This is a genomic window from Legionella sp. 227 (genome assembly GCF_043161935.1).
GTDB classification, from domain to species: Bacteria; Pseudomonadota; Gammaproteobacteria; order Legionellales; family Legionellaceae; genus Legionella; species Legionella sheltonii.
Genome location: NZ_CP171154.1, coordinates 1754538 through 1775510, shown reverse-complemented (window position 1 = coordinate 1775510; position 20973 = coordinate 1754538). Strand labels below are relative to the sequence as shown.

The window sequence follows — 20973 nt, the reverse complement described above, 5'->3', positions numbered from 1 at the left end:
CTGGGTAAATTACGTCAACCAATAATGGTTCTTCTCAAAACAATAGGTCGGCAAGCTGACTTTTGATAATCCATGAATATAGGGGGCATAATTCGCGGCCCAATCGACCTGTTTGCCATTTAAATAAGCACTTTGTAGATCGCCATCACTAACGATTTCTTCAGTCAACGTACTTTCTATGGCTATGGTTTGGCCTAATTTCTCAATCAACTCCTCCTTACTATGAGCATAAATAGCTATCCGCCATTCGAAATGACAACGGCCCGTGGCTACAGTGTAGCATATATCCGCTAATGAATCCTTAGTGGTTTTCAAATAATCCTTGTACGCACCTATCAAGGACTGCAACGAGTTCTCCGTTTTTGCGGATAAAACAAAAAGTGATGTTGCAGGTAACTCGACCGGCTCTTTTTTGCTGTCTTGAGCAGACTCCTCAATGATCACATGAGCATTAGTCCCGTTAAAGCCAAAAGAGCTGACAGCAGCCCGACGAGGATTTTGGCCTCGTACCCATGGCTTCTTCACCGCCATAACTTCTGCAGGAAAGTTTAAACGAATATGCGGGTTGAGCGTCTTAAAATGAAGATTCGCTGGAATTTGCTCATGTTGTAAGGCCAAAATAGTTTTAATAAGGCCGGCAATACCCGCTGCAGCTTCCAAATGACCAATGTTGGTCTTTACAGCTCCCAAATACAGCGGATGATTCAATTCCCTATGTTCACCATAGACCTGTCCTATTGCACCGATCTCAATAGGATCGCCTAAAGAAGTTCCTGTTCCATGACACTCAATATAATCAATGTCATTTGATTTTAATCCCGATTTAATCAAAACAGTCTGTAATAATGATTTTTGCGCAGCACCATTAGGTACCGTTAAACCACTACTTGCACCATCCTGATTAATCCCGGATGCTTTGATAACCGCTAAAATTCGATCATTATCCCTTTGCGCTGCAGACAAAGGTTTTAAAATGACCACGCCACATCCTTCTCCGCGAACATAACCATTTGCACTGGCATCAAACGTCTTACATGCCCCATCAGGCGATAGCATCCCCGCTTTTCTTAAATTGAGGGTGAGATCGAGAGACAAGAGCGCATTCACTCCGCCAACGATGGCGAGCCCACATTCTTCATTACGTAAGGACAAACACGCCTGATGAAGAGCAACCAATGACGAGGAGCACGCTGTATCTATCGCCATACTTGGGCCTTGAAGCCCTAGGACATAAGACAGTCGTCCAGAAGCGGAACTTGCCGCATTACCCGTTGTGACGTGAGGGTGAATAATTAATGCTTTATGGCTAAAAATAATGTGTTCATAATCATGACTCGAAATTCCAATAAACACCCCAGTACTACTACCACGTAATTGGCGCGGATCACATGCGGCATTCTCCAACGCTCGCCATGCGTTGGTTAATAACAAGCGTTGTTGTGGATCTAAGAGCAACGCCTCACGTGGTGAGATGGAGAAAAAACCTGCATCAAATTCAGTTATCCCATCAATACAGCCTCCTTTTAGTGGAGGTAAGGAATTCAACGCCTCAGGGCTTCGATTGCTGTAATATTCAGAGAACCAACGCTCTTTGGGAATCTCTCGAACTCCATCTTTTCCCTCCGCCAAAAGTTGCCAAAATTCATCGATATCCTTAGCCCCTGGAAACTGGCAGCTCATGCCAATAACAGCGATCTCTTCATGCAGTGGCGATCTCAGGTTCTTTATATGCTCCGGCGGTGATCGTAGAGGCTTTTCCTTTTCAGGGCTCAGCTCCTCGTACATATAATCAATTACTGCCTGAATATTAGGGAAATTAAATAATAACGAACTCTCCAAGATTAACGCATCGCCTAATTTTGTCTGTAACAAATTAATTAATTCTACGGCATTAATTGAATCAAGGCCTAAGTCAAAAAATCCTTTACTCAAGTCGATGGGCGTGTCTTCGATATGGATGTAGTGAGCAACTGATGTTAATACCATATCTTTTATTGCCAATCGCTGCTCATCCTTGGTCAACTGCTTAAATCCCTCGAACCACTGACTGGGATTTTTAACTGCATTCACCTCATCCTCATCAACTTTCGGCCTGTCTTGCACTTCAGAGGCAATAAAACGATAAAGAGGGAGCAAATGATGTTCTTGGATTAATTGTTTACAACGTCTACGTTGTAACTTACCACTACTTGTTTTAGGAATCGATTTAGCCGGTACTAAATGGATGGCATTAGCCGTAATATGACTGTCTTGGCTCAGTCTTTGATTGATGTGTTCAATGATCTCAGGATAGGTTTGAGGCGAAGTTTTAGGCTTTAACTCGGCAACCACTACTAAAATTTCTTCATCTTCGACTTGATCAGCATAGGCAATCACACATCCTTTTCGTATGGCGGGATCTGCAAGAAAAACGGATAACTCGATGTCTTGAGGATAATAATTTTGGCCACGAATAATGATCATATCTTTTATTCGCCCACAAACGAAAAGCTGACCTTGGTATAAAAATCCAAGATCACCACTTCGCAAGTAGTTTTCATTTGAGGGATCATTATCTAAATGCGCATGAAAGGTTTTCGCTGTTTCTTCTGGATTATTATAATAACCTTTTGCTACCGATTTACCTTGAATCCAAATCTCGCCAATCTCTAATTCACCACATTCGGTCAATAATTCTGGATTCACGATTTTTAATGGCATCAGAGGGGTGCCACTGCTTTCAAGGCATGTAGAAGGACCATCACTCGGGTTAATGTCGACCCTATTTTGTTTTAATTGCTCCGAGTTGACAGAAAGTCTAACTTCCTCTGAGAGCGCGAATTTACTTGCTGTCATTACAGTCGATTCGGCCAAGCCATAACAAGGTAATAATACGTTTTTTCTTAGACCAGCCGCAGCAAAAGTGGTATAGAAAAGTTCCATCGTTTTGGGGTTAATAGGCTCTGCTCCATTGGCAGCGACTTGCAAACAACTTAAATCCAATGTTGCAATCTGTTCCTCAGTTGCTTTTGAAGCACATAATTCATAGGCAAAGTTAGGGCCTCCGGTGAGAGTACACCGATATTTTGAGATCCCCTCCATCCATCGGGATGGTTTTGCGATAAAATCTAAAGTGGGTAAAAGTACGGAAGTCCCCCCCACATACACGGGTTGAATAATACCAGCAATTAAACCCATATCATGGTAAGGAGGTAACCAGGAATAGCAAATAATATCTTCGGTCGTCTGGCAGGCATATTTAATAATTTCGGAGTTATCCACTAGATTACCATGACTGACTAAAACTCCTTTAGGTTCAGCAGTAGAGCCCGAAGTATATTGGATAAAGGCTACATCATCGCCAATAACTGGATAAGGATTGAACTGCGTCCTATCAATTTTTAGATCATGAGCAATAATCAGCATATTAATTTCCATTGTTCCCAATGTCTTAAATAGCCGCTGATGCGTATCCGATAAGCCAACATAAGACTTTAATCTATTTGGTATAAAACGATTTACTTTTTGGGCAATATTGAGGCCTCTGGAGGTCAGAGCATCAAAAAGTATTAATTGTGGCTGCACATTCTCGATAATATGTAAAAATCGATTGGCCATCATTTTATTAAATGGTGGTACTAAAGGCACAGCAATTGTTCCAGTAGCCAAACAAGCAAAAAATCCTACGATAAAATCTATTCCAGGCTGGGCACATAAAATGATTCGATCTCTGGGATTTGCTTTTTGTTGAATTTGGTATGCTAAATGAAATACTCTAGCGATCAGTTCTTCATAGGTTATGACGTTGAGTTCTTTATCCTTGCTTAACAACCGATAGGCTGGTTTTTGCGGAGTGTTTTGATAATTTAGCAACAGTTTAGAAATAATTGTATCGGTTGGGCTATTACCAGCAGAATCTTGCGACATATACCACCACTCTCAATCATTGAATTTTGGATAACCATGAATTTCCTATAATTATAGATGGCTTTTTTTGAACTTGTGGAAAAAAAGAACTTTGCTCTGCGCGCCATGTTGACTGCAAAACGCTACGGGTTTTGCTAAAACCAACAGTGGTCGACGGGAACGTTAAGCAAAACTCCAGGTAATTTGCCCACCAATTGCAGTGGTTTGCGTGTTGGTATGTCCTTTAAGGGAGGTCACTGGAGTAGTGAGATTCACCGGCATTTGGTTAAAAAATGAATGACCGACACCCACATCATAGCCTAAATTCTCCGTAGGTTGAAAATGGGCTCCCACAGCCAGGATAGTTGCGCTTCCTACCGGATCTGCAATGCCTCGATCGTGATCATTAGAAGGAGTACTCATAAATTGAATTCCACCTCGTAATAACAATTTTTCGGTTGTTTTAAACGTGGCACCGACGGCATAATCAAAACAATTGTGGTAATTGAAGGGAATGGTTACTGGAAGTGTTACTCCAAAAGGAGTTTCCGTATGCTCCATTGTTATTTGATTAAATGTTCTCCAATTGGTGTAAAATACTGTAGCCATGCCCGTCCATCGTTGGGTAAAATCATGTTGCACACTCAGTTGAGCTCGAGCAGGCAAAGCGGCTTTAGTTTCTTGTTGATTTGTTCTGAAGATGCCACCAAAAGGTACATGAACAGTACTGTGCCCATTAGTCGTAATGGAGATTTTAGAGTAGTAACTTAACCCTATCCGGGTTGCCGACGACAAGTCAAATAACAAACCACCATGCCCACCGTATCCCCAGCCACTTAAATGATTCTCAAGTCGTGAATCGAAAGGAAAAGAAATAGGTGGACCATACATATTATTGAGTGTAAATGCCAAATGAAGTGCATCAAATCCCGCGCCTAGAGAAAAACGATCCGTTAGCTTCAGCCCCACACTTGGACCTACATCAATCCCCACCACCTGGGAACGCGTGGATGCATAACGCGCAATGGAGGAGCGTGAAGAGCCATAATTCGTACCTAAACCGAATGGTGTCGTAAAGTTTAAACCGAATGTAATGCGCTGATTAAGAGGAGCAGCATAATAAAATGAAGGCATGAACGCTTTAATTTGACTGTGCGCTACCCCAGATTGAACTACGGGGAAAGGAAATGGAGAGGGTGGCGTCACCGAAGTCCCTGTAAAACGTGCTGTCCCGGTGATACCTAATAAATTACCCACTATTTGTTGATGACGCAGCTTCACCAGTGCTGCCGGATTCGTATAAGCCGTACTTGCATCACTATCAGCAGTTGCCCAATCGGCATAAGCGACCCCCAAGCCCGCGGTATTAACAAAAGGCAAACTAAAATCGGAATGTGCCGAGACGGGTGAAGAAAGACAGAAAACAGAAATCGCTAGGGATAATTGAGACAATTGGCGCACGTTTTGCTCCTTTATATGTAAGTGCTCAGCGCCTTTCAAAGAACGGCTCTACTACCCAAATTGAGAACATCCAACCGTCCGAGTAACTATCAATAAGGAGATCTGAGCTACCTTTATATTTTGCCATCCTTTAATAAATTAATCATTATCTCAATCTCTTCCGACATGGGTCTGCAATGCTCTATTTTTGGTGAATAATCACGAACCTTGTGGTAAATGGATTGAGCTTTTTTACTTGCCTTTTCGATACCTCGCAATTCAAGTGCTTGGGTTGCCGCAAGCAGCAAAATAGCGGTTAGACGCTCCAAATTGGCAACTGACTCTTGCAAATCAAAAGCAGCATGTGTTCCTAAACTGTTCACATCTTGATTATCACCCTCTGTCGGTAAAGTATATGCCTGATGTGACTGGGCCAATTTGCGATTTTGCACTGCAAGCGCCGCAGACAGCAGCTGCATGGAACGGAACCCGTTGTGTTTTTCTGGATTAGGCACTAAATTCACCGGTAAATCATGATTTTTACGCGGATGGACTAAATTGGCGAGCAATGCATGCATCCACGTTGAGGCTTGAGCAATATTCATTTTCAAAATATCACACGCATCAGTAACATAATAACCCATAAAATTTGCACTATGATGAATATTATTCGCAGCAACATCAATAACAGGATTATCATTAACGGAATTCATTTCACTTTCTACCCACTGAATTGCACGTTCCAAATTCTCTTGAAAAGGACCAAATCCTTGAGGAACTGAGCGAATAGAATAATAATCTTGTACGGGTTTATAGGCATAATCATTGGTGCGTAACTCATCTAAATCCGTCAATAATTGACTGCCTTCCCAGAAATCGATGAAAAATTGATTGATTTCAATTTCTCCCTTCTGTTTTTTCAGTTGGTGTACCATTGGATGGTACGCGCTACTAATTACGAGTAAAGACTCTAAAGTCATCGCAACAGCTGCTAACATGTATTGAAATAAATGATGCAAATCATAAACTGCCAAACTGGCAATTGCCGTCATAAATGATGTGCCATTAATCAAAGCAAGCCCATCACGCATCACGGGTTTATATGCTTTGAGACCAGCTAATTGAATGGCCTCAGGGGCTAACATTACTTTATCTTGATAAGTGACTGCGACAGGCTCTCCAATCAACGCTGCTGCAATCATGGAAAGAGGAATAAGATCGCCACTAGCACCAATAGATCCATAACAACGAACAACGGGAGTAATACCCGCATTGAGAAAATCTAAAAGTGAATTGATCAATTCAGGATGAACACCTGAATACCCTTGCGCCAAGCAATGAGCCCGCAACATCATCGTGACACGCACGATGTGAGGTGAAACTACTGTCCCTAAACCGCAAGAAAGTGAGCGGATAATGTTTTCTTGTCGTTCATTGATGGATTCATAATAATCTAATGTGTCCGTATCTTTGAGAGCAGCATCGATATAACGAACCTGATCCCCAAAGTTTGTATTCACACCATAAATAGGAATTCTCGAATCAACATGTACTTTCAAATATTGATATGAGGCCTCTATTGCTTCCATCGCCTGGGGTGGTAAGGCCACCGCTGATGAATAATGCGCCAATGTTTGAGAAGAGGCAATAGTCAATTGACAACCATGTCCGATGGTTACAACGGACCTACCTTCTCGATTCACATCTACACCATGAGACGTTTGGGGAGTATTGAAAGACTTTAGATGTTCCAACCGTAAACTCCATTTATCATAGTAAAAAAAATCATCATGACACTGCTTTTTAGTGTGTTCTTTTTTGTAAAACTTTTCAATAAAAAATTTAGTGTCTTATTTAGGACGATATGTTCTTTAAACTCGGCACATAAGCTCCCGGATTAGGCTATGCTAATCCGTACGATACAACACCCAAGCTACAGTACACATTAAAATGGCAACTCCAGCTTATCATTCAATAAATGCATTTGTTTCTTAAATAATTGTTGAATGTGCTCCAAATTATCTTCATCTTCTGCTTCAAAACGAGCAACGAGACAAGGAGTTGTGTTGGAAGCACGTAATAGTCCCCATCCTTTATCGAACTCAACACGTAAACCATCAATTGCAATAACTCGTGCCTTAGGAAACTCTGCCATTTCATTAAAGCGTTTCATAAATTGAAACTTCTCATCATCTGCTATAGCGATTTTCAGTTCAGGAGTATTAATGCTATTAGGAATCGATTCAAATTGTTCACTTACCGTTAGATCCGCGGCACTAATGATTTCGAGCAAACGACAAGCACTGTAGAGTGCATCATCAAATCCATACCAACGATCTTTGAAAAATAAATGCCCACTCATTTCACCTGCCAGAGCAGCACCTTCTTCTTTCATCACGTGTTTCACGATGGAATGGCCTGTGGGACACATTCTGGGTAATCCACCAGCCTCTTTAATTACCGATTCTAAATGGCTTGAACATTTCACATCAAAAACTATAGTCGCTCCAGGAAGGCGGGTTAATAATTCACGTACATAGAGCATCATCAACCGGTCAGGCCAAATCATCTCACCTTTATTGGTAATTAATCCCAATCGATCCGCATCCCCATCAAAGGCTAAACCTATATCCGCTTGGTGCGCGGCCACTGCGGCTTTTAAATCAGCTAAATTAGCCTCTATTGTTGGATCAGGATGATGATTGGGAAAGTGACCATCGACATCGCAATAAAGAGCCACCACCTCACAACCTAATTCACTGAGCACTTCGGGAATAATAGGACCAGCAATACCATTACCGCAATCGACCACCACTTTTAATGGACGTTTAATTTTTATATCACTTAAAATACGCTGCTTGTATTTAGGCAGCACATCAAATGCCACATCTTTACCTTGACCGACAATCCGCTTCCGTTCAAGAACCAAGTGATACAAGATATCAATGTCTTTTTGCATCAAGGTCTTACCTAATAAGACCATTTTAATTCCATTGTAATTTGCTGGATTATGACTTCCTGTGACCATCAAACCACAATCAATCTCTTGAGTATGAATTGCAAAATACATCACTGGTGTTGGCACCGCACCTAAATCAAATACATCAATCCCACTATCCAATAGTCCTTGCTTTAAAGCCGAAGCCATTGCAAAACTGGTGAGACGACCATCACGTGCCAAAAAAATTTGTTGCCGTTTTAAGTCATGCAAATGACAAGCCAGGGCAAGTCCAATACTATAAAAGGCATTCTCATCCAATTCTTGTCCGATTATGCCGCGAATATCATAGGCACGAAACACAGAACGAGAAACTTGTTTTTGCTGATATTTCATTTAATGTCTCCCTGAACTGCCAAATCCACCTTCGCCTCTGGAGGTTTCAGTAAACGAGTCCACTATTTCAAAAGCGGCTTGCACAACCGGAATAAAAACTAATTGAGCGATACGCTCTCCTGGATTTACGGTGAAATGTTCAATGCCTCTATTCCAACAAGAAATCTTAAGCTCACCTTGATAATCCGAATCAATTAACCCCACTAAATTACCTAAAACAATACCATTTTTATGTCCCAAACCTGAACGAGGTAAAATCACTGCGGCTAATTTAGGGTCAGCAATATAAATGGATAATCCTGTGGGCAATAATACGGTTTCTTGGGGGGCAATTTGAATGGGTTCATTAATACAAACTCGCAAGTCTAATCCAGCTGCACCATGGGTCGCGTAGGTAGGTAATGGGATGGTATCGCCGATTCGTGCATCAAGAATTTTTAATTGAATTGCTTGGGTCATAATTTTTCCTATAAAAGCTCAATGCGCATCATTTTGCAGAGTTGCGGCAATGATTGCAATAATTTGTCCTGCCAACCGTGTTTTATGGGTTAAGGGCAATTCGATTTGCTTGTTTTTTGTAATGACGATCACTTGATTCACATCACTATCAAACCCAAGTCCTTTCCCAACTGAATTGGCCACAATCATATCTAATTTTTTACGTTGTAACTTTTCAGTAGCATAATGCACAACATCCGTGGTTTCAGCAGCAAATCCAACCACACAAGAAGCCCGAGCTGAATCAGCAACACGACTGAGAATATCGGGGTTTTTTATCAACTTAAGCGTCATTTCGTCATGGTTTTTTTTCTTCATTTTCTCTGACGCAGGTGACTCAACCCGATAATCTGCAACAGCAGCTGTTCCTATAAATATACCATCTGTAGGCATTTCTTGCATTACGGCATCAAGCATCTCTTGTGCGGACTCGACCTGAACTCGTTTGATCCCGGCCGAAGCATGTAAAGAAGTGGGGCCACTAATTAAAGTAACTTGCGCTCCGGCCATAGCCGCGGCCTCTGCCATAGCGTACCCCATTTTTCCGGAACTATAATTGCTGATATAGCGTACTGGGTCCATAGGCTCTCGAGTAGGTCCAGCGGTGACCAGTACTTTTTTACCCGCCAATAACTGGTGTACATCACTTAAACGTAGTGCACTCATGATGTGTTCCACTTCACTCACACGTCCAAAACCATACTCACCACACGCTTGCGAACCTTCTTCAGGCCCAACAAAAATGGCTCCTCTTTCCCGCAAAATCGTGCAATTGGCTTGGGTTGCTGGATGAGCCCACATACTATGATTCATCGCGGGACAAACTATGACAGGGACTTCTGCTACGAGGTACAAAGTAGAAAGTAAATCATCCGCAATGCCCTGAGCCATTTTGGCAAGAATATTTGCAGATGCAGGCACAATAACTAAATAATCTGCCCAACGCGCTAGCTCAATGTGTCCCATAGCGCGTTCTGCCTCGGCATCAAATAAATCGGTACGTGCGCTATTGCCTGATAAAGCTTGCATTAACAAAGGGCTAACAAACTGCTGAGCTGATTGGGTCATCACCACCTGTACTTCAGCTCCGGCTCGAGTTAACTCTCGAATTAGGTAGGCTGATTTGTACGCAGCTACCCCACCACATACTCCAAGAAGAATTTTTTTGCCAATAAAATCTTGCATGACTGGTCATTTTTGATAAGAATAGCTCCGATCAAAGCATAAACTTCGCAATAAAGGAATAGAAAAATGACGGTTGTCCAATCAACACGGCAGTTGAACTTGCGTGAAAAACTGCTCACCCATGGGGTACAAAGTCTTTCAGATACTGAATTACTCGCTGTCTTTATCAGCTCTGGCAATAGTAAAAAATCCTGTGTACAACTCGCTTTTGAGCTCCTCAAACACATGGGCGATTTACGAGCGATTCTTAACGCCGATAAACAATGCTTCAAGCAAGTATCTGGTTTAGGGGAAGTTCGTTATGCCCAGCTGCAAGCAGTCAAAGAAATATGTCGGCGCAGTGATTTCATTCAATTACAAAAAGATACACCAATCACAAACAGCAGACAAACCTACGCGTATTTAAAAAAACGTTTGCGCGATTATAAATATGAAACTTTTGCCGCTTTGTTTCTCGATAATCAACATCGCATCATTGCCTATGAGGAACTTTTTTCTGGCACCATCAATACGGCAACAATTCATCCAAGACCCATCATAGAACGTGTTCTTCAACTCAATGCAGCAGCACTTATTCTCGCCCACAACCACCCCTCAGGTTTATCCGATCCCAGTCATCAGGATATCGCTGTAACTGAACGCATTCGAGAAGCCCTGGAGTTAGTTGACGCGCGTTTACTTGATCATCTCGTCATTGGTGATAATGAAGTCTATTCCATCCTAGCCGAAAGCAAGTCGATATGTCGCGAATAATCCCCCTTAACCGACGCGTTGCGTCGGGTGAGGGTTTCGAAACAAATAACTATCTAAAAAGCAAAATTCTCTAATATAATTAAAATATCCTTACACAAAACCATAATATCCCCCATGACCAAATTTATTTTATCGTTGCTTTCTTCTCTTGCTGTGAGTACTGTTTTCGCTGAAACAGATTATTGTCAACTGGCATTAGAAAATTTATATGCAAAAAAAGGGGAGCTCATTTCTGTAATTAAAATTAATACCAATAAAACCTCGCTTTATTCATCAACCATCGAAACAAGTACCGATTGTCAAAATTATACTCCTTTGTTTTCGGTAAAAAATCCTGATGCAATAAAAACTAAAGGAGGTTTATGTGCTGTATTGCCTGCCGATGAAATAAAATCGGGTTTATGCTCCTTGCACGTGACGCTTTGCATCTCAGAGAAAGAGTGTCACGGTTTAACGATAAAATTAACCACAGAAAATAATCATTATACAAATGCAGATCCCGCTTATTATGAAATGGACTTTTCCAATAATTGATAAAAACTATCTATTCAGAAGCAATTCAATCCTGTTACTGTTTTGGTTCAAAATGGTCCTTGCTTCTAGCAGTTGAATGTTTCGCGAGCATCCAATTCCTTTTGTTTCTCTGCAAACGCTTGAATTTGCTCTTTTGAAAGTGTTACTTTATAGACTTCATCCGTCGCATAATTTGTCTGGAAGAAAATAGCAAACTTCTTATTTTCTCCTATTGGCTTTTCTTGCTCACACGGTATTATTTTTTCAATAAGGTGATACGCTTCGCTCAAAGTCTTACCTTTATGTTGCGAATCAAAGCCTACTTGTACCCCCAGTTCAAGTATCTCCAAACTGGCCAAATATCTTAATGCCCGCTCAAGATCCTCATCTTTAAGCGGATGACATATGTCAGATAACTTCTCTTTAAGCATACTATTTTTTGCTTGCAAATTAGTTTCGCCTACAAAAAAATGCTGTTGGTGTATGGATTGAAGGTGTTTAAATAATTGTTCATTATGAGAAGGCTTATGAGTAATATTTCTTTTTATAAAACTGCCACTGCGTTCACTACTGACTAAATCAGAATAATTTTTATGAACCATTACGTAATGAATGGTGTCAATATGGGCTAATCTTTTACCTTCATAGGCACGCATCGTATCGACTATCTTACTCATCGACAGCGGTTCGCTTGGTTGCCACTTAGCATAATAACGTGCTATTTCAGTAGCTATATAGAATGCATCGGCTTTATCTTTTTTTAGCGTTTTTTGATGCTCTGCCAGTGCCTTAATAAAATGCTGATTGTATTGTTCAACCTTTTTTTGTTGTGGACCATCCAATTCTAAATTGAGCCTATAATCGAGTGCATTATAAAGATTCGCCTCTTCTTGAAATTTGGTAAGTACCCTTTCCACCTCTGAGCGGCGTGTTCGTAATTCTTTCCCAGCAGAAACCCATTGATCAATAGATGTATGATGTCCCCAGGTATTATTAAAAACAGCTCCCATAACACTCTGGTTATAATAAGTTTTTGCGATTTGGCCTACTATTGAAAGCTGACAATGCCATTCCTCAGGAATAGGAACAGCGCCCAGCGAATGCGCTTCGGTTAGGGATTGATCGCCAGCCACACCACATAAATCAGATAGGCGCATCAAATCAAGGGTTGTATCATGAGTAAATCGATTTCTTTGGAATACCCTAAACTCCCTACCATGAGGATTTTTCTCATCTAAAATAATCTCTTTATGGGGATTTTCTGGGTCTCCGGTAAAGAAAACAAGCTTACCATACCCCAATTTTTTTAACTTATCTTGAAAGTCTGGCTCTTCAAGCATGGATAATGTCGTCTTGTCTCTCCCATCCTTGCTTGTGACACTCATAAAGTAATTCGCATGTTTCCCTTCTTCATTGCTCGCAGCAAATACAGCCGCAGCTCTTTTATAAGACTTAGGAAAATTGTAATAAGAAAAGGCAAAACTATTTTTTTTAAGAAAGGATGGATCTTCAGCAGACTTACCAAAAACTTGTTTTTTTAAAGGCGGATCGAGTTCGTTAAGGATTTTACTTCGAGCTTCCAGTTTCTTGGCAGGATCAAGATGCGAAAATTTTTTTAAATCGGATTCGATTAAAATTCCAGGAAAAGCATCACCTACACCGACATTTCCACTCAAACAAATTATTGGTGGTTTATATTCTGTCTGCTTATAAAGGCCATATTCTCCAATAAAAATTTTGAGGCACTCGTTATTTTTGTAATAGTGTTCCAAGGAGTTATCAAAAATTGCGGTTTCCACTGCAAGTTTTGCGCTGTGACATACCTTTTCTACTTCATGCGAATCAGACGAGTCAACCATGTGAATTTGGTGATATTGATCAGGGAGATTCGGTTCAATCTCGTGTACTTTATGAATCGAAGTTTTTTTACCCACAACGTAAATAGGGGCATCAGGGTACTTATTCATGAGAAATTTAGCAATTTTCATTGCCAGAGAAACATCCCCATAGCCTTCCTGATCAATCATATGCAAAACTATAGGGCCTTTAAAATCAGATTTAAAAATATCCTCGGTCCGGATCATGATCTACTACCAAATACAACGCTATATGGTTAATATTAGACCATTGATTGAGTTATATAGGCTGAGGAATACTTTTTATTGACTTTGAAACATCAAAATCTTTTATGAATGAGGAAGAAAGACTAGAAGAAGCCGACCAACACTAGGCTCGGGCGAAATCAAAAGAAATAATTTTAGCGATCTCCGGTTGTTTTAGGGCCAAAGCCACTAACCGGTCAATACCTAAAGCCACGCCGCTGCATGAAGGCAATCCATGTTTTAAAGCCTGCAAAAGATAGTGATCTGCAGCTACGGAGGGAAGACCTTTTTCAGTTCTTAGCTTTTGGTCTTGAACAAAGCGTTTTGCCTGGGCATCAGCATCAGTCAACTCATGAAAGCCATTCGCTAATTCCACTCCTTGGTAATAGACCTCAAAACGTTCTGCGACTCCATCATTAATTTTTGCTAAAGCAGCTTGTGATGCTGGAAAATTATACACAGCAACTGGCGCATTTTCTTTTGCTAAACAAGGCTCTACAACATGACTCATCAGTAAAAACAGATATTGATCTCTATCCTCTTCCTGAGAAGGTAATACATTATCCAAATCAAAGCGCGCCAGTGTTTTACGAAGTTGTGGGATTGTTGCAGTGAATGGATCCACATCACACGCTTCCAGAAAAGCGTGTTGATAGGTTTTTCTGATCATGGATTTAGAATGCATCACCATTTGCAGAAACAGATCCATTTCATCCATCAATGCATGATGATCAATACCTAGTTGGTACCATTCTAATAAAGTAAATTCTGGATTATGCCAGCGCCCTAATTCATCGTCGCGAAATACCCGCGCTATTTGAAAAATAGAACCACTTCCTGCGGCAAGCAAACGTTTCATATGATATTCAGGGGAAGTTTGTAAGCAATAGGTTTCATCACGAAACGTTGCTTTGATATTACTGAGATAGACATCCGTTGTGCCATAACGGGCCATAATTGGCGTTTCAACTTCCAAATAACCGCGTTCAGTAAAGAAATGCCGTATTTTTCTTAATAGTTCTGCACGTTGGCGCAAATACTCAATCGATGCCGAAGGTTGCCACATTTAATAAAAAATTCCCAATTCAAGACGTGCTGCTTCAGTCATTCTCTCCTGAGACCAAGGCGGCTCCCAGACTAACTCCACAGTACAATCACGAACCCCTTCAACTTTATTGACTGCTTGTTCTACTGTTCCCGGAAAAGTTTGAGCAACAGGACAACCAGGAGTAGTTAAAGTCATTTGAATGGTAACATGGGCTTCGTCATCAATGGATATATCATAAATTAAACCCAAATCATAAATATTAACAGGAATTTCAGGGTCATAAATTTCCCTAAGCGCATTAGTAATGGCCTCTTTCAGCAATTCTGAATCTTGTTTTTTCTTAAAACCAAACATAAAGTACCCGCTTATATTCTGGATAACCCAAGGCCAGTTTCCATTTTGCTAGTTCCCACATCACCTCGAGCGCAGCGAGGGATGATGTGATAGAAACCAAGCCTATTCCGTTTTCACTACATTACTGTCTTTATTCAATGCCGCTTCTAATGTATGCCAAGCCAACGTAGCGCATTTTACTCGGGCTGGATAAGCCTTCACTCCCGCTAGAACCATTAACTTGTCCATATGAAGTAACTGTCCCTCTTCGTTTTGTGTCAACATATGATGAAAACGATGAAACAGTTCATGCGCCTCTTCTATGGTTTTTCCTTTTAAAGAATCGGTCATCAAGGAAGCTGAGGCTTGGGATATGGCGCAACCACATCCTAAGAAACTTAACTCAGTGATCAAATCTTCTTCGATTTTGGCATAAACTGTTAATTTATCACCGCATAAAGGATTAAAACCATTCGCTTGCACCGTTGCATCTTTCATTTCATAATGATGACGTGGATTGCGATTGTGATCGATAATGATTTCCTGATAAAGCTCACGCAGTTCAGCACTCATGCAAATACCTCTTTAACTCGATGCAATACTTTGATGCATCGATCAATTTCCTCTCTAGTGTTATAAAAGGACAAGGAAATTCGTGACGTAGCAGCAACATTGTAAAAATCCATTAATGGCATAGCACAATGATGACCGCTGCGTACTGCAATTCCTTCACTATCTAAAATAGTACCTACATCATGAGCATGGATTGTTCCATGCACGAAAGAAACAACCGGTACTTTTTGCTGAGCAGTTCCAATTATATTAAATCCGCCCACAGACCGAACCCCAGCAGTTGCATAGTCTAATAACTGTGTCTCATAAGCGATAATTGCTTCCATATCCAAAGATTCTAAATAATCAATAGCGGTGCCTAACCCAATCACACCCGCAATATTCGGTGTGCCTGCTTCAAATTTATGCGGAATAGGCGCATATTCTGTTGCATCAAAGGTCACGTAATTAATCATCTCGCCACCTCCCTGATAAGGAGACATGGCATTCAAAAGCTCTTCTTTACCCCATAAAACACCAATACCTGTAGGACCATATAATTTATGCCCTGAGAATGCATAAAAATCACATCCCAAATCTTGCACATCTACAGGCAAATGAGGAATAGCTTGCGCGCCATCTAGTAATACTTCAGCACCATACTCATGGGCCATCTTAATCATTTCTTTTACTGGATTAACAGTACCCAAGGCATTGGAAGCATGAGTAATCGCAACAAACTTGGTATTTTTATTTAATTTTTTGGCAAACTCTTCTAATAAAACTTCACCATCCAGTGAAATAGGCGCAACTTGCAGTTTTGCCCCGGTTTTTTTGCACACCATCTGCCAAGGAACAATATTGGAATGATGTTCCATATGGGTAATTAAAATTTCTTCATCCGGTAGAATACGCGGTGCAACCAAACTTTGCGCAACCAAGTTAATTGCTTCAGTAGTGCCGCGAACAAAGATACATTCATTTGGGGAGTTGGCATTGATAAACCGCTTTACTTTGGAACGAGCTGCCTCATAGTGCTCTGTGGCTCTGACACTTAAAGTATGAACACCGCGATGGATATTCGAATTATCCTGCTCGTAATAACGAGAAATAGCCTCAATCACTGCTTTAGGCTTTTGGGTCGTTGCCGCATTATCAAAATAAACTAAATCAAAATCATTTACTTTTTGCTTGAGTACAGGGAAATCGTTGCGAATTGCATGAAGATCCAAAGCGTCCATTGAGCTTACCCCAACTGTTGTGTTAATAAATGCCCCATGTAGTCCGCCAATTGACGATGGGGAATAAGCCGCAAATTATCACTGGCAAACGCATGGATTAAATAGTGTGATGCTTCAAGTCGATCAATTCCGCGGGTTGCCAAATAAAATAATGCTTCCTCATCCAATTGTCCAACCGTTGCCCCATGAGAACACAATACATCATCAGCAAAAATTTCCAATTGCGGTTTGGTATCCACTTCTGCATTGGCTGAAAGTAAAAGATTTTTATTTTGCTGTTTGGCATCCGTATGCTGTGCTTCTTGAGCAACAATTACTTTACCATTAAATACCGCACGCGAACGCCCCATGAGAATCCCTTTATAATCCTGTTCACTACTGCAACAAGGCACCAAATGCTGCACTGTTGTATGATGATCCACATGTTGCCCTTCTGCAGGAGCATATATTCCGTTCATTAAAGAATGTGCTTTTTCTTCTTGCAAATACAAACTAATATCGGAGCGTACCCATTGGCCGCCAAGGCTTAGAGAATGATTCGCAAACTCACTGCCTGCTAATTGCTTCACGGATAAATGACCGACGTGAAAAGCAGATTTACTCTCTCTTTGAATGGTGCAATGGGTTAGTTTTGCACCAGCCCCTACAACAACCTCAGTGACCTTATTGGTCAAATAGCAACAATCTGCCAAACCTTGATAATCTTCAATAATCGTAGCCTGGCTGTTTGCCTCAGCAATAATCAAATGTCGCAGATATACCGCTTGATTCATACGATTTTGTATATGCGTTAAAGCAATCGGCTCGTCAATAACGACTCCTGCGGGAATGTAAATCACCACCCCACAATGAATCATGGCGGTATTTAAAAAATGAAAACCATGTTCTTGTTTTAAAATCGTACCCAAATAAGGCTTCAACAGCTCCGGATGCTGGGTTAACGCTACGGTTAAAGGAAGTACCAATACTCCTTTCGGTAACGCTTGCGCAAGCTGCTGCTCACCAGAAATAAGTCCATTAAGGACCAATAAATTCTGCTTTATTGGTAAATCAGAAGACATTGCTTGATTGTATGCGATATCCCCTGAATCTTGAGAAGGCTCAGCAGCATCAGAACGCATAAAGGGTTGATTTAACAAGGCATCAACAGAAGTATATTTCCAATTTTCATCATGGCGCGTTGGAAAGCCCTGCTGACTCAAATCATTTAATGCTTTAGTTTGCAATTGGGCAAGCCAAGGCAAAGTAGAAAAACTGGCCTTTGCCCGTTGTTGGTAAAAATCCAAGATCTCGCTCATCACTCCACCGTTTCCTCAAGCCAACTGTACCCTTTTTTCTCTAATTCAAGTGCTAATGTTTTATCACCGGACATAATAATACGGCCATTGACCAACACATGAATAAAATCTGGCTCAATATAATCCAGCAAGCGCTGATAATGCGTTACTAAAATAATAGAGCGCTCTGGTGAACGCATTGCATTAACACCATGGGAAATAATCCGTAATGCGTCGATATCCAACCCTGAATCGGTCTCATCAAGAATCGCAAGCTTTGGTTCTAAGGCAGCCATCTGTAAAATTTCATTGCGCTTTTTTTCGCCACCAGAAAATCCTTCATTAATACTGCGGTATAAAAAACTTTCATCCATTTCCAATAACTGACATTTCTCTCGAATGAAGGTCAGAAACTCAATAGCATCTAATGGGTTTTTTCCCTGGCCTTTACGTACTGCATTAACGGAGGCCTTGAGAAAATTGACGTTTGTCACACCAGGTATTTCTACAGGGTACTGAAAAGATAGAAATATACCGGCACGCGCTCTTTCCTCGGGAGATAAAGGAGCTAAATCCTGGCCTAGATAGCTTATTTCTCCACCAGTCATATGATACGAAGGATGGCCAGCTAATACCTTAGACAGAGTACTTTTTCCTGAACCATTCGGTCCCATAATGGCATGAACTTCACCCGCGTTTACCTGAAGATTAATGCCTTTTAAAATAGCTTGACCATTTATTTCAACACTTAAGTCTTTAATTTCTAACATATTAACCTACTGCCCCTTCTAAACTCAGACCTAGCAATTTCGTTGCTTCCACCGCAAATTCCATAGGTAATTCTTTTAATACCTGTTTACAAAAACCATTTACAATCATTGAAACAGCATCTTCGGTGTCGATTCCACGTTGCTGACAATAAAATAACTGTTCTTCACTGATCTTCGAAGTCGTTGCCTCATGCTCTACTTGTGCTGTAGGGTTTTTGACCTCTATATAAGGAAAAGTATGTGCGGAACATTCAGAACCCATAAGCATGGAATCACATTGAGTATAATTGCGCGCATTGGTCGCCGTCGGTGCAATACGAACCAACCCACGATAAGCATTATGTGCACGCCCTGCACTGATTCCTTTGGAAATAATGGTTGAACGCGTGTTTTTACCAATATGAATCATTTTAGTACCGGTATCGGCTTGTTGATAGTTATTGGTTAACGCAACTGAATAAAACTCACCAACAGAATCATCACCTTGTAAAATCACGCTTGGATATTTCCAGGTAATTGCTGAACCGGTTTCTATTTGTGTCCAGGAAATTTTAGAGCGTTTACCACGACATGCCCCACGCTTGGTCACAAAATTATAAATACCGCCTTTCCCTTCCTTATCACCAGGATACCAATTTTGTACGGTGGAATATTTTATTTGCGCACCATCCAACGCAACCAATTCAACCACCGCTGCATGCAATTGATTTTCATCGCGCATCGGTGCAGTACACCCTTCAAGGTAAGAAACGTAACTGTCTGCATCCGCAATAATCAAAGTACGTTCAAATTGTCCAGTAGAAGCTGCGTTAATGCGAAAATAAGTTGAGAGCTCCATAGGACAACGCACCCCTTTGGGTACATAAACAAAAGAACCATCACTAAAAACAGCTGAATTCAAAGCGGCATAAAAATTATCACGATAAGGCACGACCGAACCCAAATATTGCATCAGCAACTCAGGATACTTATGGACGGCTTCAGAAATAGGGCAAAAAATGACGCCTTTTTCAGCGAGTTTGGCTTTAAATGTAGTGGCTACGGAAACGCTATCAAACACGGCATCTACCGCAACGCCGGCCAGCATTTCCTGTTCTCTTAAAGGAATCCCTAATTTCTCATAGGTCCTTAGCAATTCGGGATCCACCTCATCCAAACTTTTGGGTGCATCTTTTTTCTGTTTAGGTGCTGAATAATAAGAAATAGCCTGGTAATCCACAGGAGGATAATGCACGCTAGACCATTGAGGAGGCGACATAGTTAACCAATGCCTGTAGGCTTTTAAACGCCACTCCAGCAAAAACTCTGGCTCACCTTTAATTGCAGATAAACGACGAATAACCTCTTCATCCAGTCCAGGCTCAAAAGTATCTACTTCAATGTCGGTTGTAAACCCATGTTGATATTCTCTATCGAGCAGAGAATTAATTTGCTCACTGCTTTTAGCCACGATTAACTCCACTTGCCAATTGCCGAACTCGTTCCACGTCATGTGCTTGTAACGTTGGTTTAGCCAGAGTGGCTAAACTGACACTATCCAAAGCTGTTTCAATTGCTTGGCTAATCAATCGCCAATTACCCTGAATAGTACAAACACCTTGTAATGAACAATCATTAGGTTGCAAACTACACTCTGTGAAACCACGATGTTCTTCCAATGCAAAAATTATTTGCGACACTGAAATCTCAGTTGCAGGTCGTCGCAAGCGATATCCTCCAGCCACTCCACGCACCGAAGTTAACAAACCTGCACTCGTCAAACGTTTTAAAATTTTACTTACCGTTGGTACAGTCAGATGAGTATGTAATGCAATATCACGAGCATTACATAGTTCTTGCGCGTGTCTGGCGAGATAAACCATCACAACTGTTCCATAATCGGCCAACTTGCTGATGCGCAGCATAACACCTCAAACTCGAATAATCTAGTACTGAATAAGTCTTAATTAGAGACAAACTCCGTCTTCATCATTTTTTATCTATATTATAAATATAGTACCAAAATAGTTCTATATTTGGCAAACGTGAATAGTACCTTATTG

The 20973-nt window shown here is 41.0% G+C and carries 17 protein-coding genes; 2 read left to right on the top strand and 15 right to left on the bottom strand.

Annotated features, from left to right (window positions below; translation table 11 throughout):
- Positions 1–9: 9 nt before the first annotated feature.
- The 6 genes from ACF8MK_RS07645 to coaBC form a co-directional block, all read right to left on the bottom strand.
- The gene (locus tag ACF8MK_RS07645) at positions 10–3906 is read right to left on the bottom strand and encodes a beta-ketoacyl synthase N-terminal-like domain-containing protein (RefSeq protein ID WP_392538803.1); all 3897 of its coding nucleotides are present in this window, start codon (positions 3904–3906) and stop codon (positions 10–12) included.
- 162 nt (positions 3907–4068) lie between these two features.
- Entirely contained in the window at positions 4069–5346 is a 1278-nt protein-coding gene (locus tag ACF8MK_RS07640) for an OmpP1/FadL family transporter (protein WP_392538802.1), read from the bottom strand.
- 113 nt (positions 5347–5459) lie between these two features.
- Entirely contained in the window at positions 5460–7028 is a 1569-nt protein-coding gene (hutH, locus tag ACF8MK_RS07635; RefSeq protein ID WP_392538801.1) for a histidine ammonia-lyase, read from the bottom strand.
- A gap of 242 nt (positions 7029–7270) precedes the next feature.
- Positions 7271–8659, bottom strand: coding sequence for a phosphomannomutase/phosphoglucomutase (locus ACF8MK_RS07630; protein ID WP_265703187.1), 1389 nt, complete (start codon positions 8657–8659; stop codon positions 7271–7273).
- A complete protein-coding gene (gene dut / locus ACF8MK_RS07625) occupies positions 8660–9118 on the bottom strand; it encodes a dUTP diphosphatase (protein ID WP_028380811.1) in 459 nt (152 codons plus the stop codon).
- An 18-nt stretch (positions 9119–9136) separates the two neighbouring features.
- Positions 9137–10342, bottom strand: a complete 1206-nt coding sequence (gene coaBC / locus ACF8MK_RS07620) for a bifunctional phosphopantothenoylcysteine decarboxylase/phosphopantothenate--cysteine ligase CoaBC (protein ID WP_392538800.1) — start codon at positions 10340–10342, stop codon at positions 9137–9139.
- Positions 10343–10408: 66 nt separating this feature from the next.
- Here coaBC and radC point away from each other — a divergent pair, with 66 nt between their 5' ends.
- A complete protein-coding gene (gene radC, locus ACF8MK_RS07615) occupies positions 10409–11095 on the top strand; it encodes a DNA repair protein RadC (protein WP_392538799.1) in 687 nt (228 codons plus the stop codon).
- A 114-nt stretch (positions 11096–11209) separates the two neighbouring features.
- Complete coding sequence (locus ACF8MK_RS07610; RefSeq protein ID WP_392538798.1) at positions 11210–11629, top strand: hypothetical protein; 420 nt, start codon at positions 11210–11212, stop codon at positions 11627–11629.
- Between the two features lie 65 nt (positions 11630–11694).
- Here the strand turns inward: ACF8MK_RS07610 and ACF8MK_RS07605 are convergent, their stop codons facing one another.
- The 9 genes from ACF8MK_RS07605 to ACF8MK_RS07565 form a co-directional block, all read right to left on the bottom strand.
- Positions 11695–13692 carry a hypothetical protein gene (locus ACF8MK_RS07605; protein ID WP_392538797.1) on the bottom strand — a complete coding sequence of 666 codons (1998 nt, stop codon included), beginning with the start codon at positions 13690–13692 and terminating at the stop codon, positions 11695–11697.
- Between the two features lie 142 nt (positions 13693–13834).
- Positions 13835–14776, bottom strand: a complete 942-nt coding sequence (epmA, locus tag ACF8MK_RS07600) for an elongation factor P--(R)-beta-lysine ligase (RefSeq protein WP_392538796.1) — start codon at positions 14774–14776, stop codon at positions 13835–13837.
- Positions 14777–15112, bottom strand: a complete 336-nt coding sequence (locus ACF8MK_RS07595; RefSeq protein WP_265703181.1) for an SUF system Fe-S cluster assembly protein — start codon at positions 15110–15112, stop codon at positions 14777–14779.
- A 102-nt stretch (positions 15113–15214) separates the two neighbouring features.
- The gene (gene sufU / locus ACF8MK_RS07590) at positions 15215–15664 is read right to left on the bottom strand and encodes a Fe-S cluster assembly sulfur transfer protein SufU (RefSeq protein ID WP_265703180.1); all 450 of its coding nucleotides are present in this window, start codon (positions 15662–15664) and stop codon (positions 15215–15217) included.
- On the bottom strand, positions 15661–16884 hold the full coding sequence (locus ACF8MK_RS07585) for a SufS family cysteine desulfurase (protein WP_392538795.1): 1224 nt from the start codon (positions 16882–16884) through the stop codon (positions 15661–15663). Before ACF8MK_RS07585 ends, sufU begins: the two co-directional genes overlap by 4 nt.
- Before the next feature lie 5 nt (positions 16885–16889).
- Positions 16890–18182: a Fe-S cluster assembly protein SufD gene (gene sufD / locus ACF8MK_RS07580; RefSeq protein ID WP_392538794.1), complete on the bottom strand. Its 1293-nt coding sequence runs from the start codon at positions 18180–18182 to the stop codon at positions 16890–16892.
- Positions 18182–18931 (bottom strand): Fe-S cluster assembly ATPase SufC, encoded by a 750-nt coding sequence (gene sufC, locus ACF8MK_RS07575; RefSeq protein ID WP_265703178.1) that lies wholly within the window; start codon positions 18929–18931, stop codon positions 18182–18184. The genes sufD and sufC overlap by 1 nt, the downstream gene beginning before the upstream one ends.
- A 1-nt stretch (position 18932) precedes the next feature.
- Positions 18933–20381, bottom strand: coding sequence for a Fe-S cluster assembly protein SufB (sufB, locus tag ACF8MK_RS07570; protein ID WP_265703177.1), 1449 nt, complete (start codon positions 20379–20381; stop codon positions 18933–18935).
- Positions 20374–20835, bottom strand: a complete 462-nt coding sequence (locus ACF8MK_RS07565) for an SUF system Fe-S cluster assembly regulator (protein WP_265703176.1) — start codon at positions 20833–20835, stop codon at positions 20374–20376. Before ACF8MK_RS07565 ends, sufB begins: the two co-directional genes overlap by 8 nt.
- Between the last annotated feature and the right edge of the window lie 138 nt (positions 20836–20973).

Coding starts and splice junctions, on each gene's coding strand:
- ACF8MK_RS07595 (WP_265703181.1), bottom strand. CDS start 15,112: ATGTTTGGTTTTAAGAAAAAACAAGATTCAGAATTGCTGAAAGAGGCC.
- ACF8MK_RS07645 (WP_392538803.1), bottom strand. CDS start 3,906: ATGTCGCAAGATTCTGCTGGTAATAGCCCAACCGATACAATTATTTCT.
- coaBC (WP_392538800.1), bottom strand. CDS start 10,342: ATGCAAGATTTTATTGGCAAAAAAATTCTTCTTGGAGTATGTGGTGGG.
- ACF8MK_RS07605 (WP_392538797.1), bottom strand. CDS start 13,692: ATGATCCGGACCGAGGATATTTTTAAATCTGATTTTAAAGGCCCTATA.
- ACF8MK_RS07610 (WP_392538798.1), top strand. CDS start 11,210: ATGACCAAATTTATTTTATCGTTGCTTTCTTCTCTTGCTGTGAGTACT.
- radC (WP_392538799.1), top strand. CDS start 10,409: ATGACGGTTGTCCAATCAACACGGCAGTTGAACTTGCGTGAAAAACTG.
- dut (WP_028380811.1), bottom strand. CDS start 9,118: ATGACCCAAGCAATTCAATTAAAAATTCTTGATGCACGAATCGGCGAT.
- ACF8MK_RS07630 (WP_265703187.1), bottom strand. CDS start 8,659: ATGAAATATCAGCAAAAACAAGTTTCTCGTTCTGTGTTTCGTGCCTAT.
- epmA (WP_392538796.1), bottom strand. CDS start 14,776: ATGTGGCAACCTTCGGCATCGATTGAGTATTTGCGCCAACGTGCAGAA.
- sufU (WP_265703180.1), bottom strand. CDS start 15,664: ATGAGTGCTGAACTGCGTGAGCTTTATCAGGAAATCATTATCGATCAC.
- sufC (WP_265703178.1), bottom strand. CDS start 18,931: ATGTTAGAAATTAAAGACTTAAGTGTTGAAATAAATGGTCAAGCTATT.
- ACF8MK_RS07565 (WP_265703176.1), bottom strand. CDS start 20,835: ATGCTGCGCATCAGCAAGTTGGCCGATTATGGAACAGTTGTGATGGTT.
- sufD (WP_392538794.1), bottom strand. CDS start 18,182: ATGAGCGAGATCTTGGATTTTTACCAACAACGGGCAAAGGCCAGTTTT.
- ACF8MK_RS07585 (WP_392538795.1), bottom strand. CDS start 16,884: ATGGACGCTTTGGATCTTCATGCAATTCGCAACGATTTCCCTGTACTC.